The sequence below is a fragment of the Methylobacterium sp. V23 genome, from assembly GCF_002917135.1.
In the GTDB taxonomy this organism is placed as follows: Bacteria; Pseudomonadota; Alphaproteobacteria; order Rhizobiales; family Beijerinckiaceae; genus Methylobacterium.
The window spans coordinates 51,209-65,727 of the sequence record NZ_PDHT01000007.1 but is presented as its reverse complement, the minus strand read 5'-3'; the positions used below and the strand labels follow the sequence as shown (position 1 = coordinate 65,727).

At 72.0% G+C, this 14,519-nt stretch carries 15 protein-coding genes; 7 read left to right on the top strand and 8 right to left on the bottom strand.

Going from position 1 to position 14,519, the window contains the following annotated elements; all coding sequences use genetic code 11:
• Positions 1-17: 17 nt before the first annotated feature.
• Complete coding sequence (locus CRT23_RS08950) at positions 18-449, bottom strand: CBS domain-containing protein (protein ID WP_103709401.1); 432 nt, start codon at positions 447-449, stop codon at positions 18-20.
• A 185-nt stretch (positions 450-634) separates the two neighbouring features.
• A complete protein-coding gene (locus CRT23_RS08945) occupies positions 635-1,450 on the bottom strand; it encodes a rhomboid family intramembrane serine protease (RefSeq protein WP_103709400.1) in 816 nt (271 codons plus the stop codon).
• A 361-nt stretch (positions 1,451-1,811) separates the two neighbouring features.
• Here CRT23_RS08945 and CRT23_RS08940 point away from each other — a divergent pair, with 361 nt between their 5' ends.
• Positions 1,812-2,420 (top strand): PAS domain-containing protein, encoded by a 609-nt coding sequence (locus tag CRT23_RS08940; RefSeq protein WP_055950939.1) that lies wholly within the window; start codon positions 1,812-1,814, stop codon positions 2,418-2,420.
• A gap of 74 nt (positions 2,421-2,494) precedes the next feature.
• Complete coding sequence (locus tag CRT23_RS08935; RefSeq protein ID WP_055950937.1) at positions 2,495-3,121, top strand: PilZ domain-containing protein; 627 nt, start codon at positions 2,495-2,497, stop codon at positions 3,119-3,121.
• Between the two features lie 18 nt (positions 3,122-3,139).
• Here the strand turns inward: CRT23_RS08935 and CRT23_RS08930 are convergent, their stop codons facing one another.
• Positions 3,140-4,417, bottom strand: coding sequence for a deoxyguanosinetriphosphate triphosphohydrolase (locus CRT23_RS08930; RefSeq protein WP_055950935.1), 1,278 nt, complete (start codon positions 4,415-4,417; stop codon positions 3,140-3,142).
• A 189-nt stretch (positions 4,418-4,606) separates the two neighbouring features.
• Between CRT23_RS08930 and CRT23_RS08925 the strand changes: the two genes are divergently transcribed.
• Positions 4,607-4,933 (top strand): iron-sulfur cluster assembly accessory protein, encoded by a 327-nt coding sequence (locus CRT23_RS08925; protein ID WP_055950933.1) that lies wholly within the window; start codon positions 4,607-4,609, stop codon positions 4,931-4,933.
• A gap of 136 nt (positions 4,934-5,069) precedes the next feature.
• Positions 5,070-6,929: a hypothetical protein gene (locus tag CRT23_RS08920; RefSeq protein WP_103709399.1), complete on the top strand. Its 1,860-nt coding sequence runs from the start codon at positions 5,070-5,072 to the stop codon at positions 6,927-6,929.
• Positions 6,930-6,966: 37 nt separating this feature from the next.
• Here the strand turns inward: CRT23_RS08920 and CRT23_RS08915 are convergent, their stop codons facing one another.
• The 4 genes from CRT23_RS08915 to CRT23_RS08900 all read right to left on the bottom strand — a co-directional run bounded on the left by CRT23_RS08915 (position 6,967) and on the right by CRT23_RS08900 (position 10,616).
• The gene (locus tag CRT23_RS08915; protein WP_348271579.1) at positions 6,967-7,695 is read right to left on the bottom strand and encodes an amino acid racemase; all 729 of its coding nucleotides are present in this window, start codon (positions 7,693-7,695) and stop codon (positions 6,967-6,969) included.
• A gap of 203 nt (positions 7,696-7,898) precedes the next feature.
• On the bottom strand, positions 7,899-8,795 hold the full coding sequence (locus CRT23_RS08910; RefSeq protein ID WP_103709398.1) for a LysR family transcriptional regulator: 897 nt from the start codon (positions 8,793-8,795) through the stop codon (positions 7,899-7,901).
• Between the two features lie 109 nt (positions 8,796-8,904).
• Positions 8,905-10,056, bottom strand: a complete 1,152-nt coding sequence (rnd, locus tag CRT23_RS08905; protein WP_055950928.1) for a ribonuclease D — start codon at positions 10,054-10,056, stop codon at positions 8,905-8,907.
• Positions 10,057-10,136: 80 nt separating this feature from the next.
• Positions 10,137-10,616 (bottom strand): hypothetical protein, encoded by a 480-nt coding sequence (locus tag CRT23_RS08900; RefSeq protein WP_181017297.1) that lies wholly within the window; start codon positions 10,614-10,616, stop codon positions 10,137-10,139.
• A gap of 207 nt (positions 10,617-10,823) precedes the next feature.
• Here CRT23_RS08900 and aspS point away from each other — a divergent pair, with 207 nt between their 5' ends.
• From aspS to CRT23_RS28420, 3 genes are all read left to right on the top strand, one after another.
• Positions 10,824-12,638 carry an aspartate--tRNA ligase gene (gene aspS / locus CRT23_RS08895; RefSeq protein WP_055951008.1) on the top strand — a complete coding sequence of 605 codons (1,815 nt, stop codon included), beginning with the start codon at positions 10,824-10,826 and terminating at the stop codon, positions 12,636-12,638.
• A 70-nt stretch (positions 12,639-12,708) separates the two neighbouring features.
• Complete coding sequence (locus CRT23_RS08890; protein ID WP_103709397.1) at positions 12,709-13,038, top strand: hypothetical protein; 330 nt, start codon at positions 12,709-12,711, stop codon at positions 13,036-13,038.
• 831 nt (positions 13,039-13,869) lie between these two features.
• Positions 13,870-14,010, top strand: a complete 141-nt coding sequence (locus tag CRT23_RS28420; RefSeq protein ID WP_181017296.1) for a hypothetical protein — start codon at positions 13,870-13,872, stop codon at positions 14,008-14,010.
• Positions 14,011-14,013: 3 nt separating this feature from the next.
• Here the strand turns inward: CRT23_RS28420 and CRT23_RS08885 are convergent, their stop codons facing one another.
• Positions 14,014-14,268, bottom strand: coding sequence for a DUF3297 family protein (locus CRT23_RS08885; RefSeq protein ID WP_055950921.1), 255 nt, complete (start codon positions 14,266-14,268; stop codon positions 14,014-14,016).
• Positions 14,269-14,519 lie beyond the last annotated feature (251 nt).

Below are 14,519 nucleotides of genomic sequence, written 5' to 3'. Positions count from 1 at the left end.
CGGGCCCGATCCCCGCCTCACGCCATGGTGATGTAGTCGCGCATGGCCCGGTGCTCGGCCTCGACGGCCTCGATCCGGCGCTTGACCACGTCGCCGATGGAGATGAGGCCGGCCAGCCGGCCATCCTCGAGCACGGGCACGTGGCGGAAGCGGCCTTCGGTCATGAGGTGCATGACCTCCTCGATGCTGCAGGCGCGGGTGCAGATGGTGACCTCGGCGGTCATGTGCTCGGAGACCAGGGCGTCGAGGGCGTTGGCGCCCTTGGCGGCGAGCGCCCGCATGATGTCGCGCTCGGAGAGGATGCCGCGCACCGCCCCGTCCGCATCGCTGACGACGACGGCGCCGATGCGCTTCTCGGCCAGGAGGTGGATGGCCTCGTCGAGGGTGCGCTGGGGCTCCACCGTGACGACGGAGCGGCCCTTCTCGGCGAGGATGCGAGCAACGGTCATAGACGTGTCCTTTCCCTCAAGTCACCCCGGGGACGGGGCGGCCGGGCTTGGCCAGAACGGCAGGGTGCCCGGCTCGGTCTATGGCGATTGTGTGGCGTGCGGCCGCATATGGCAAGATCCCGCAGGATCTGTCCGCGAATATCGCAGGATAATGCATTATCCGGGGTGGCCGACCGGGCCCGCCGTCAGCGCCGGGCCCGGTCGAGCAGCGGCAGCAGGAAGAAGCCCGCGATGAAGCCGCCCAGATGGGCGTCCCAGGCCACCGAGGTCGCCTCGGCGCCCAGCGGCAGGGCGATGACGCCGAACAGGAAGTTCGTCACCAGCCAGATCGCCAGGAACACCACCGCGGTGCGGTTGCGCATCAGCTCCGGGATGGTCTGGAGCGGGGGCGAGGCCGGGCGCTGCCAGGGGGGCGCGCCGGCATAGACGGGGGGCGGCTGGAACACGAAGCGGGCCGCCGCCGCCATCAGGGCCGAGACGCCGGCCGAGGCCCCGATCAGGGGGGCGGTGCTCAGGGGATCGAGGAGGACGTGGAGGATGCCGCCCGCCACGGTGCCCACGAGGGCGATCAGGCCGTAGCGCCAGGCGCCGTAGCGGCGGGCCACCGGCGAGCCGAAGGCGGCGAGCCAGACGGTGTTGAAGATCACGTGCATCCACGAGCCGTGCAGCAGCGCGTAGGTGGCGAAGGTCCAGGGCATCGCGGCGGGGTCGGCCACCACGTAGCGGGCGAAGGCCTGCCGGGCCTCGACGACGTCGGGGTCGCCCGCCAGGGCCGTGGCGCTCCGCAGCAACGCCTCCGCCCGGGCCGGATCGATGGCCACGCTCCAGCGCCCCGGAATCAGGGCGAGGTCGATCAGGGCCGCGATGTCCCAGGTGTCCGGCAGGACGAACTCGCGCAGGGCGTGGATGCCCACGAGCACGCCGATCGACGCGGTGACCACGCCCGGCATGTTGAAGATCGGAACGCGGTTCTGCGGCGGCAGGTCGGGGCTGGCATCCATGCGGCCACCATGTCGGGGCCGCAGGCGGGGCCGCAAGCCCTGCCGGATGGGAAACAAGCCCTGCCGCACGCGAAACAAGGCCGCGGCACGCGAAAGCAGCCCCGCGGCGCGGGAACGGGCCGCGCCGTCTGGGACAATCCGCCGGCACGGGGCGCGCGCAAACTTGCCGGTTGACCGAACTTGCCGGTGGACAACCCGCGCAGCGCATTAACCTTGATGAAAGGTTAAGGGGGCGCCGCGAGGGTGGTCGGCATAAGCTCTGCGCCGAGCCTGGCACAGACTTCGGGAGCGGCCCAGAACCGTCCCGAAAGCGCCCGATTCGAGAAGGTCCGTCGCCGGACCGTGCCATTGTGGGACTCCCATGAAGCATCCGACCAGCCGCCTGCTCCACGCCTACTGGGATCGGTTGCGGAATTCCCGCGCCGCGCCGGAACGCAGCGAGATCGAGCCCGGCGAGATCCGGAACCTCCTGGCCGACAGCCTGATCCTCGAGGTCGACATGGCGCGCGGGGCGGCCACGGTCCGCCTGGCCGGGACCCATGTCTGCGCCCTGTTCGGGCGCGAGCTGAAGGGACGGGACTTCGCCGGCCTCTGGGGACGGCCCGACGCCGATCCGTGGCTCCTGATCGAGGCCGTGGCCGTCGACACCGTCGGGGCCGTGGCGGGCCTGCAGGGCCTGACGGAGCGCGACGAGACCATCGACCTCGAACTCCTGCTGCTGCCCCTGCGCCACCACGGCGAGACGCAGACCCGCATCCTCGGCGCCCTGAGCCCGACCTGCGTGCCGCACTGGCTCGGCCTGCGTCCCCTGACCCAGATGCGGACCACCTCCCTGCGCATCCTCGGCCACGAGACCGCCCCGGCCTACCGGGATGCCCGGGCGACCCTGCAGAACCTGCCCGAGCCCGCCAACGACAGTGCGCCGCTCCGCCGCGGCCACCTCCTGGTCCATCCCGGCGGCCGCGCCTGACGGGAAAAGCTTTCGTAACCAGCGGCTGTTAGCCTGATCGGCAGTGAAGCCTCGAAACGAGTCGCCCTGCCCCCATGATCGAGGTCGCCGCCCGTCCGCCCGCGAGGCTGCCCCGTGACGTCCGGATCTCGGACCTGCGCCGGCACCACCGCGTCAAGGTCTCGATGCTGGGGCGCTACATGCTCGCGGACCGGCGGGAATATCCGTGCCAGACCGTCGACATGTCGCCGGGGGGCGTCCGCCTGAACTGCGCCGTCCCGGGCGAGATCGGCGAGCGGGTGGTGCTCTATCTCGAACATGTCGGCCGGATCGAGGGCACCATCGCGCGCCTGAGCCCCGGCGGCTTCGCCGTCCGCCTCAGCGCGACGCCGCGCAAGCGCGACAAGATCGCCTCGCAGCTGACCTGGCTCGCCAACCGCGAGAGCCTGGGCCTGCCCGAGGGCCGCACGCACGAGCGCCTCACGCCCCTGGTCCCGGGCGTCGTCCTGCGCCTGGAGAGCGGGCGCGAGGTGCCGGCGCGCATCATCGACATCTCCATGTCGGGCGTGGCGCTGAGCACGACCAGTACCCCGGCCATCGGCATGAGCCTGATGGTCGGGCGCACCCCCGGCCGGGTGGTGCGCCACTTCGAGGGCGGCATCGGCGTGCACTTCATGCTGCCGATCTCTCCGGACCTGTTCCACGAGGGGCTGACGCTCTGAGGTCGCCCGCCCGGGCCCCTACGGATCGGTGAGGGGCAGGCTGCGGTCGCCCGGGCTCCAGTGCAGGTCCGGCGTGGTCGCGAACAGGCGCCGGTGGGCCAGGGCCGCGTAGGTGTCGGTCATGCCCGCGATGTAGTCGGCGACCCGGCGGGCGACGCGTCCCGGCTCCGCCCCGTCCAGCCCCGACGACCATTCCTCCGGCATCGCCGCGGGCTCCGCCGTGAACCGGGCGAACAGGTCGGACACGATGGTGTTGGCCTTGGCCCGCACCGCGAGCACGCCGGGATGGCGGTACATCCGGGCGAACAGGAAGGTCTTGATCGCCGCGTCCGCCTCCGCGATCGCCGCCGAGAAGGCGATGACCGGCTCCCGCGCCGCCCGGATGTCGGCCACCGAGCGCGGGTTCAGCGCCGCCAGGCGCCGGGTGCTCTCGGCGATCACGTCCTCCACGAAGCGGGTGATGACGCGCCGCGCCAGCTCGTGGATCTTCCGCGAGGGCTCCAGGTCCGGGTACAGGCGCTCGATCTCGTCGAGCAGGCTGCGCAGGAACGGCACCGCGGCGAGGTCGGCGAGGTCGAACAGGCCGGCGCGCAGGCCGTCGTCGAGGTCGTGGCTGTCGTAGGCGATGTCGTCGGCCAGGGCCGCGGCCTGCGCCTCGGGCCCGGCGAAGCGGGCCAGTTCCAGGTCGTTGAGGGCGTTGTATTCGAGGATCGCGGCCGGGATGCCCCGGCCGGCCCAGCGCCGGGTCGGATGCCCGTCCGGCTCCAGCAGCGGGCCGTTGTGCTTGACGAGGCCCTCCAGGGTCTCCCAGGCGAGGTTGAGCCCGTCGAAGCCGGCATAGCGCCGCTCCAGCCGGGTGACGATGCGCAGGGCCTGGGCGTTGTGGTCGAAGCCGCCATGGTCCGCCATGCAGGCATCCAGGGTGTCCTCCCCGGTATGCCCGAAGCAGGTGTGGCCGAGGTCGTGGCTGAGGGCCAGGGCCTCGGCGAGGTCCTCGTCGAGCCCCAGCGCCCGGGCGAGCGCCCGGGCGATCTGGCTCACCTCCAGGGTGTGGGTCAGCCGCGTCCGGTAATGGTCGCCCTCGTGATGCACGAAGACCTGGGTCTTGTGCTTGAGGCGCCGGAAGGCCGAGGAATGGATGATGCGGTCGCGGTCCCGCTGGAAATCGCTGCGCGTGGGCGAGATCGCCTCCGGGATCAGGCGTCCGCGGGTGGCCGCCGGATCGGTGGCATAGGGCGCCCGCCAGCGCTCGCCGCGCCGCCGGGCCGCGCCGGGACCTGTCTCGTCCGCCTGCATCACGTCTCGCCGCCCCACATTCGATCGACCGGGAACGGTCCGCCCGCCCCGGCCCGGTCCTCCGACGCGTTGCAGCATCGGGCCCCCAGGCATATCTTGTGTTCCCTAGCAGTTGTTCCAACGCCGCCACGCGCCACGATCGGCCGGGACGGCCGGCGGATCTCGAGAGCACCCCGCGAGAATACCCCGATGGCCGACATCACCCTGACGCCCCGCGCCGCCAAGCGCATCAACGAGATCATGGGCGCCGAGCCGCCCGGCGCCTCCCTGCGGATCAGCGTGAACGGCGGCGGCTGCTCGGGCTTCTCCTACGCCTTCGACATCGCGCGGGCCCGGGCCGCCGACGACGTCGCGATCGAGCGCGACGGCGCCACCGTCCTGGTCGACCCGATGTCGCTGGAATACATGAGCGGCTCGACCATCGACTTCGTGAACGACCTGATCGGGCAATCCTTCAAGATCGAGAACCCCCAGGCCACCGCCTCCTGTGGCTGCGGAACCTCGTTCTCGCTGTGAATGCGGCGCGGCCCCCGCGGGGGCCCGCCCACGCGATTGCCTCCCGCGTGAAACTGCGGCACGGATGGGCCCTCTCCCCGACGCCTCCGGGCCTTTCCCCTGAAAGCGCCTCTTCGCCAGCGATCCGGATAAGCCCATGACCTGCTCGAAAGGCCGCCCCCTCCTCGCGTGGGCGACCGGTGCCTCGGCCTGTGTCCTCGTCCTCCTCGGCGCGGGGGGCGCCGTGCAGCCCGGTGCGGCGCAGGCCCAGGAGGCCGCCTCGGCGGTCCAGGACGTCACCCTGCAGGACGTGACCCTGACCTTCGGCGACACGGTGCTGAAGGCCCCGCGCCTCACCGCCAGCGGCACCCGTCTCTCGAAGGACGAACTCACCGCCCTGCTCAAGCCCGGCCCGGGCGAATCCTGGGCCTCCCGCCTCGTGCGCCTCGACGCCGCGAGCCTGGCGATGCCCGAATTGCGGGTGGAGCGCACCGGCACCGCCGGAGCGACGCCGGTGGTCACCTACCGCGACGTGGTGGCCCGCGACGTTCGGGCCGGGCGCGCCGCCGAGGTCACCGCCGCCGGGGCCTCGATCCTCCTGGAGGGCGGCCCCCAGAAGGGCACCGGCACCTATGGCCGGATGCAGGCGACCGATCTCGACATGACCGTGCTCGCCCGCCTCTACGGCGAGCCGGGCGACGGCAAGAGCGCCCTGCAGCGGATCTACGCCACCTTCGCGGTCGACGACGTCGCCTACGTGGATGCCCGCGGCACCGCCGTGAAGATCGCCCGGATCGAGGGGCGCGACCTCAGCGGCCGCCAGATCCCGGCGACCTGGACGGGCGCGCTCCAGGCCTTCACGGCCGTCGACTACGAGCGGTTGGCCCTGCCCGAGCGCACGCGCCTGATGAGCCTCGGGGCCGACCTCGCCGAGGCCGTTTCCGTCGGCTCCCTGGAGGCCACCGGCCTCAGCGTCCAGGAGGCCAAGCCCCGGGACGCCTTCAGCCTCGGCATCGCCCGCCTCGGGCTGACCGGTGCCGGCCTCCTCCTGGAAGACATCAGCTTCGCGGGCGTCGACGGCGCCAAGGCGCGCCTCGCCCGGCTCTCCCTCGACGGCTTCTCCCTCGGCCCGACGGTCGCGGCCCTGCGCAAGCTCGCTGCCCTGACCACGCCGCCCTCGGATGCCGAGTTGCGCCTGCTGACCCCGGCCCTCGGCACCCTGGCCCTGAAGGATCTCAGCCTCGACCTGCCGCCCGAGGCGAAGGCGCCCCGCGACCCGGCCGAGAAGATGCTGACCGACAAGGCGTTGGCCGACAGGACGGCGCCCGCCCCGACCCAGGTCGGCCTTCATGTCGGCCTGCGCGACGGCTCGATGAACTTCGCGCCCCCGCGCGACGGGGTGCCGACGGCCGGGCGCCTCAGCCTGTCGGGTCTCACCCTGCCGGCCTCGGCGGTGGCGGGGGTGCCGGGCCTCGGCTCCCTCGGCCTCTACGGCTACAACGACCTCGACCTCGCCCTGGTGGCCGACACCTCCTGGGACGAGACCGCCCGCGAGCTCAAGCTCGGCGAGGTCTCGGTCTCCGGCAAGGACATGGGCAGCCTGCGCATCAAGGGCATGATCGGCGGCATCGGCCCGGAGGTCTTCAACCCGGACGTGGCGGTGTCGAGCTTCGCCATGCTGTCGGCCACCGCCAAGGCCCTCGACCTCACGGTCGAGAATACCGGCCTGTTCGACCGCTTCATCGCCGCGCAGTCGAAGGTGCTCAGCCTCAAGCCCGAGGAGCTGAAGCAGGAATACGTCACCGCGAGCGTGTTCGGCGTGCCCGCGATCCTCGGCAACTCGGTGGGCGCCAAGGCGATCGGCGCCGCGATGGGCCAGTTCGTGACCAAGCCCGGCAGCCTCTCGGTGAGCCTGCGGCCGAAGAACGCCGCCGGCATCGGCATGCTGGAATTCAGCGCCGCCCCGACCCCGGCCGCGCTGTTCGATCGCCTCGAGGTGAACGCCAAGGCGAATTGAGGCCGCGGCATCGCGGCAGGCGCGCCGGGCAGCAGGATCACGCCGCTTGGCGGGCCGGCGCGGCCGCCGCCACGCAGGCCCGCGCCAGGGCGTCGGTCGCGTCGAGCAGGACCGCGCTCGGCGGCCCGGCCGGATCGGTCAGGGCGAGGGGGATCTCGGTGCAGGCCATCACCACCTGCCGGCACCCCTGCGCCACCAGCGCCGCGGCCGCGGCCTCCAGCAGGGGCCGCGCCTGCGCCCCCTGCCCCGCCTTGACCAGGCGGACCGCCCGCATCACCGCCGCCTGGTCCGCGGGCACGCGGCAGGTGAAGCCGTGGCGGCCGAGATGCCGGGGATAGAGCCCGGACCGGAGGGTGCCGTCGGTGGCGAGCAGCCCCACCGGTCCGCCCGCGAGGCCCCGGCGGGCGAGCGCCGCCGCCACCGCGTCGACGATATGCAGGATCGGGACGGGCGTCAGCGCCTGGAGCGCGCCGTGCCAATGGTGGGCGGTGTTGCAGGGGATCGCGAGGCGGGTGGCGCCGGCCGCCTCGAGGCGGCGCAGGGCCAGGGTCATCGCCGGGAGCGGGTCGGGCCCCTGCCCCAGGATCGCCCGGGTCCGGTCGGGAATGTCGGCGGCCTGGGCCACCATCACGGCAAGATGGTCCTGGTCGCGGGCGGCCGGCGTCGCCTCCACGAGCTTCCGCAGGAAATCCACCGTCGCCATCGGCCCCATGCCGCCGAGGACACCCAACACGGGCGCGCCCAGCACCTCGTTCCCCGCCATCATCCTGATCCCCGTCGCGCGTTCCGCTGACGGGATGCGCGAGGACCGGCGCGGGGGCCAATGCCGTGTCGGAACGGCCCATGCGGGTTCGGACTAACCCGCTCCTTGGGTCGTGTGGGTTCGGACGAACCCGCCTCTGGCGTCATGCGGGTTCTGACGAACCCGCTCCTGGGGTCATGCGGGTTCGGAGGAACCCGCTTCTGGCGTCATGCGGGTCCGGACGGCCCCGCCTCGGCCGCGGCCCAGATCGCCGCCACGGCGGCCCGCGCCCGGGGGCCGTGGGTCGGGGCGCCGTTGCGATAGAGGCGGATCTCCAGGGGCATCGCGGGCCCGCTGGCGACGAGGCGGCCCTCGGCGAGTTCCCGGGTGACGAGGCTGCGCGGCACGAAGGCGAGGCCGTGTCCCTCGAGGGCCATGCATTTCAGGGCCTCGGCCATCGGGTTGGCGTGGACCACCGGCCCCGGCGGCAGGCCGAGCTCGGCCTGCGCGAGCGCGCTGACGCGGCCGAGGAAGGAATCCCGTCCGTAGTCGAGGCGCGGCAGCGGCCGGCCCTCCGCCCCGGCGGCGAGGTCCGGGCTCCGCACCGGAACCAGCGCGTCGGCCCCGACCACCCGGTGGGGGTAGAGCGCCGGGTCGAGGGGGATCGGCACGCCCGGATGATGGAAGGTCAGGAGGAAGTCCGCGCCGCCCTCCACCAGGGCCTGCAGGCAGTCGTGGAAGTCGTCCGGCAGGAGCCGCGTCGCCACCGGTCCGGTGCGCGGGGCGAGGGTCCGGAACCAGGCCGGGAAGAACGTCAGGGCCAGGGTGTGCAGGCCGGCGATCCGCACCAGGGGCTCGGCGGCGTCGAGGCCGGCGCGCAGGTCGGCCCGGGCGCCGAGGAGCACCCGCACGCTCTCCTCGGCGGTGTCGCGGAAGCGGCGGCCCTCAGGGGTCAGGGTGGTGGGGTAGGTGCTGCGGTCGACGAGGGCCACGCCGAGCCAGAGCTCCAGGGCCCGGATGCGCCGGCTGAAGGCCGACTGGGTGACGTGGCGGGCTTCCGCCGAGCGGGAGAAGCTGCGGGTCTGGGCGAGGCTGAGGAAATCCTCCAGCCACTTCAGCTCCACGGCGGCCGCCCGACCGGGCCTCCGCCGCGGGGCGTCGCGCCGGAGGGTTTCACGCCGGACTGGCTCACGCCGGACTGGCTCACGCCGGACTGGCTCACGCCGGACTGGCTCACGCCAAGTCGCGCACCACCACCCGGCCGCGCTCGGCCGAGAGGGCGAGGCGACCGCTCTTGAGGGCCAGGGCCTTCTCGCCGAACAGCGCCCGGCGCCAGCCGTGCAGCACGGGCACGTCGGCCGCGTCGTCCTCCGCGATGGCCTCGAGGTCGTCCACGGTGGCGATGATCTTCGGGGCGACGCCCTCGGTCTCGCACACGGCCTTCAGCAGGACCTTGAGCAACTCGACCAGCGCCCCGTTGCCGCCCCGGCTGCGGGTGCGCTCGGGCAGCGCGATGTCCGAGAGGTCGCGGGTGAAGCCCCGCTCCACCGCCGCCAGGATGTCGGTGCCGGTGCGCGAGCGCTCGAAGCCGGCGGGGATCGAGCGCAGGCGGCCCAGCGCCTCGACGCTGCGCGGGGCGGAGGTCGCCACGTCGATCACCGCCTCATCCTTGAGGATGCGCCCGCGCGGCACGTTGCGGTTCTGGGCCTCGCGCTCGCGCCAGGCGGCGACCTCCATCAGCACCGCGATCTCGCGGGGCTTGCGCATCCGCCCCGCCAGGCGGCGCCAGGCGGAGGCCGGATCGGCCCGGTAGGTTTCCGGCGAGGTGAGCACGCTCATCTCCTCGTCGAGCCACTCGCCGCGATCGGTGGAGAGGAGCTTGCCGGCCAGCACCTCGTAGACCTTCACCAGGTGGGTGACGTCCGAGAGGGCGTAGCTGAGCTGGGCGTCCGAGAGCGGCCGGCGCGACCAGTCGGTGAAGCGCGAGGACTTGTCGATCTTGGCCTTGGCCACGTCGTTGACGAGCTGCTCGTAGGAGACCGAGTCGCCGTAGCCGCAGACCATGGCGGCGACCTGGGTGTCGAAGAACGGCTGCGGCAGCAGGCCCCCGAGGAGCCAGATGATCTCCAGGTCCTGGCGGGCGGAATGAAACACCTTCACCACGCCCTCGTCGGCCATCAGGGCGAAGAACGGCGCCAGGTCGAGGTCGGGGGAGAGGGGATCGACGAGCACGCCCGTCCCGTCGGGCGCCGCCATCTGGATGAGGCAGAGCTTGGGATAGTAGGTCGTCTCGCGCATGAACTCCGTGTCGACGGTCACGAAGGGATGGGCGGACAGGCGGGTGCAGGCCTCGGCCAGGGCCGCAGTGGTGGCGATCAAATCCATAGAATCGGCTATACCGAAGGTTCTCGCCTCAGGCGAGGGACGCCGGACCCGGTCACCAGAATTCGCGCGCCCGAGGACGGTCAGGCGGCGGCGTCGCGCGGCGTATCCGACCTGCTCGCCCCGCGCCGGCGGGACGCCAGGGCCCGGATCTGGGCCGCGCGCTCCCGGCGCTGCGCCTCGGCCCGGGCGAGGAGCCAGTCGAGGATGCCGGCCTCGATCCGCGTGGCGCTGGCCGGGTCGGTGAGCCGACGGATGCGGTCGGCGCGAAAGCCGCGGTAGCCGCCACGTCCCCGGTCGATGCCGCCCAGCAGCGTCCGGCCCGGCCCGAGCTTCAGCTCGCGCGCCTCGACCCGCCGGGTGCTCCAGGCCCCGCGCGAATCCTCGTAGACGATCTCGAAGGTGCCCTCGAGGGGCAGGACGCGCCATCGGCCCTCCTGCCCCTCGCGTGTCTGCCCCTCGCGCGTCTGCCGCTCGCCCGCCGCGGGGGCGGGCGCGCGGGCCGGCTCGGACGCCTCCGCCGCGGCCTGCCGCAGAATATCGAAAAAAGCGTTGGAATTCATGGGACTAATATGGGAATCGCGGGTCGATTCCGGAAGGGTTTCGGGGCCATTTCCGCCGCGTTCCGGCGGACTTCGCGCAGACTTCGGGCGGGCGCCCGGCCTCGCCCCCGCACCCCCGTCGCCTTGACTTCACCTCCCCCGCGTGAATGGTGCGGCGCTCAATCCCCAAAGCCCGTGATCCGTCAGCCCGTTATGCAGCAGCCCGTCATGCACCGTTACCGGACCCATACCTGCGGGGCGCTCCGGCCGTCCGACGTCGGCGAGAGCGTCCGCCTCTCCGGCTGGTGCCACCGCATCCGCGACCATGGCGGCGTGCTGTTCATCGACCTGCGCGACCATTACGGCCTGACCCAGTGCGTGGTGGATTCGGATTCGAAGGCCTTCCAGGCCGCCAACGCGGCGCGCTCGGAATGGGTCATCCGCATCGACGGCCGGGTCCGCACCCGCCCCGCCGGCACCGAGAACCCGGACCTGCCCACCGGCGCGCTGGAGGTCTACATCGACGACCTCGAGGTTCTCGGCCCGGCGGGCGAGCTGCCGATGCCGGTCTTCGGCGACCTCGACTACCCGGAGGAGACGCGCCTCAAGTACCGCTTCCTCGACCTGCGGCGCGAGAAGCTGCACGCCAACATCATGAAGCGCGGCGCGATCATCGACAGCCTGCGCCGGCGCATGCGGGACGGCGGCTTCTTCGAGTTCCAGACTCCGATCCTCACCGCCTCCTCGCCGGAAGGCGCGCGCGACTACCTCGTTCCGTCCCGCGTCCACCCGGGCAAGTTCTACGCGCTGCCGCAGGCCCCGCAGCAGTTCAAGCAGCTGACGATGATCGCGGGCTTCGACCGCTACTTCCAGATCGCGCCCTGCTTCCGCGACGAGGATGCCCGCGCCGACCGCTCGCCGGGCGAGTTCTACCAGCTCGACATCGAGATGAGCTTCGTTACGCAGGAGGACGTGTTCCAGGCGGTGGAGCCGGTCCTGCGCTCGGTCTTCGAGGAATTCGCCGAGGGCAAGCGCGTCACCGGCACCTTCCCGCGCATCCCCTATGCCGAGGCGATGCTGAAGTACGGCGTCGACAAGCCGGACCTGCGCAACCCGCTGATCATCGCCGACGTGACGGCGGAGTTCGCCCGCGAGGACGTCGCCTTCAAGGCCTTCAAGGGCGTGATCGCGTCCGGCGGCGTGGTCCGGGCCATCCCCGCCACGGGGGCGGCGACCCAGTCCCGCTCGTTCTTCGACAAGCTCAACGACTTCGCCCGCGCCGAGGGCGCGCCGGGGCTCGGCTACATCATCTTCGAGGACGATGGCGGTACGCTCACCGGCAAGGGTCCGATCGCCAAGTTCATCCCGGCGGAGGTCCAGGCCCTGATCGCGCAGAAGACCGGCACGAAGGCCGGCGACGCGGTGTTCTTCTCCGCCGGGACCGAGGCCAAGGCGGCGGCGCTCGCCGGCAAGGCCCGCATCCGCATCGGCGACGAGCTCGGCCTGTCCGACAAGGACCAGTACGCGTTCTGCTGGATCACCGACTTCCCGATGTACGAGTGGAACGAGGACGAGAAGCGGATCGACTTCTCGCACAACCCGTTCTCGATGCCGAACTTCGACCGGGAGGCGTTCCTCGCCCTCGACCCGGCGGATGCCGAGACGATCCTGAACATCAAGGCGTTCCAGTACGACATCGTCTGCAACGGCACCGAGCTGTCCTCGGGCGCGATCCGCAACCATCGCCCCGACGTAATGGAGAAGGCCTTCGGCATCGCCGGCTACGGCGTCGAGGTGCTGGAGGAGAAGTTCGGCGGCATGCTCAACGCCCTGAAGCTCGGCGCCCCGCCGCACGGCGGCATCGCGCCGGGCATCGACCGCATCGTCATGCTGCTCTGCGGCGAGCAGAACCTGCGCGAGGTCGTGCTGTTCCCGATGAACCAGCGCGCCGAGGACCTGATGATGGGCGCCCCCGCCGAGGCCACGCCGAAGCAGCTGCGCGAGCTCCACATCCGCCTCAACCTGCCCGAGAAGGGCGCCTGAGGCGGCCGCGCCCGGGCCCTCCCCGCACGGGGGCGGCCGCGTGCCTTCGGGCCGGCGGGACTCCGCGCGCATGACCGTCGTCCTCCGGCCCGCCGAGGCCCTGGCCCGCGCCGTCGAACGCCTCGCGGCGCAGGGCTTCGCGGTGGTGGCCCGCAACACCCGGGGCGACAGCGTCTACCTCAAGCCCGAGGCCTGCGCCTTCGCCCTGCGGGTCTCGAATCACGCCCGCACGGCAAAGCAGCGCAAGAACCACCCCGACGCCATCACCAGCCTCGTCCTGCGCGACCCGACCTCCGAGACGGCGCTGGCGGAGGCGGTGGCCGTGGCGGTGCGGAATTTCGCCGGCGAGCGAGCGAAGCGGGAGGGCGAAACGGGTGCCAACGGACCATCCCAGGCCTGAATATAGGGCTAGAACAGGCTTTTATTGATAGATATGTGGGGTTCCGTGAGAGAAATGGGCCGGTCGCTCGATCTCTCCGGAACTCCGCCCACGTCCCACGCCCACCTCCCACGCCTGTATCCCTGTCAGGTCGTCAGAGCGCGGAACGCGCGACACGCCCCTATGACCTCGCGGCCCTGAGCGTCGAACGCGGACGGCTCCGCGTCGGGCCTCTCCTCTCCCGGGCGTACGATCCCGATCTGCCCCGGACGCCGGCCGGCGAGAGCGGCTTCGCAGCGCGGCGTGCGACCCGGATCGCACGGATGGTGGCCCTCGATTTCCCTGGCACGCGGCGCATCATCGGGAATGAAAGAAGGCCGACCCGATGACGAACGCCAGGCAAATCAAGCAGGTTTTCGGGGCCCTGGCAGCGCAGCATGACGACCTGAAGCAGATCGGGTCCCCTATCTCGGGCCTCGTCCGGGCCGCCACGTGGCCCTGCGCGTCCCGACCGCAGTTCGCACGAGGACGTCTGTACGCCGCAAAGGGCGATGTTGCAGAGCTTCCTGCCCGGTGCCGATCTGCTGACAAGCATCGGCTGTTCCGGCTACCTGCATCGTCCCGCGTGGCGGAATGGGACGGGTCGGACCCGGCGACGATCGAGGACCCCCTCCCGGTCATCGCAATGGGTGCACTTCCCCGGCTTCGAGCGATCGATGCTCCGTCGGCATTCTGGGCGGTCTGCACCGACCGCAAGGTGCCGCAAGGGCCGGAAGCCCGCCTGATCTTCCACATCGCTCGCGGCGACCTGGATGCGGCACGGGCGCGAAACGCCGCCGGATGGTCCGGAGCGTGTCCGAGCCGCTTCTGGCCGGCGACCGGGCCGCGCTCGCGACACTCCTGCACGGCCGGGAAGCGGACAACATCCGCGGCACCGAGATCCAGCCCTACCGGGGGCCGACGCCGGTCCCGCCGGAGGACGCGTCGGCCTGAGGCTCAGCCCTCGGCCGGCGCGTCATCGCGAAAATACGGCTCCACGGGGCCCTTCAGCTTCACCGTCATGGGATTGCCGGCGCGGTCCAGGGTCTTGCCGGCCGAGAGGCGGACCCAGCCCTCGCTGACGCAGTATTCCTCGACATTGGTCTTCTCGACGCCCTTGAAGCGGATGCCGATGCCGCGCTCGAGGATCTTCTCGTCGTAGTACGGGCTGTTGGGATTCACAGCGAGGCGGTCGGGGGGCGTGTCGGACATCGTCGCGGGCCTTGGATCGGTTCACGTCATGCGGAGCAGGAGGCATGCGGGTACGGGATTCGGCGCGGGGCCGCAACGCCGGGCCGCCCGCCACCCCCGCCGCGGGGGCGGCCAGGAACGCAATCCCCGGCACGATGGAACAAAATGCGCCAATCGTCAGCGTCGGACTCCAGTCCGGACGCGACAGGAATGCCCCGCCGTAGGAGTTTGTGCCGAAGGGAAAACCGGCCCGGAGGGCGGGCGGGCACGGT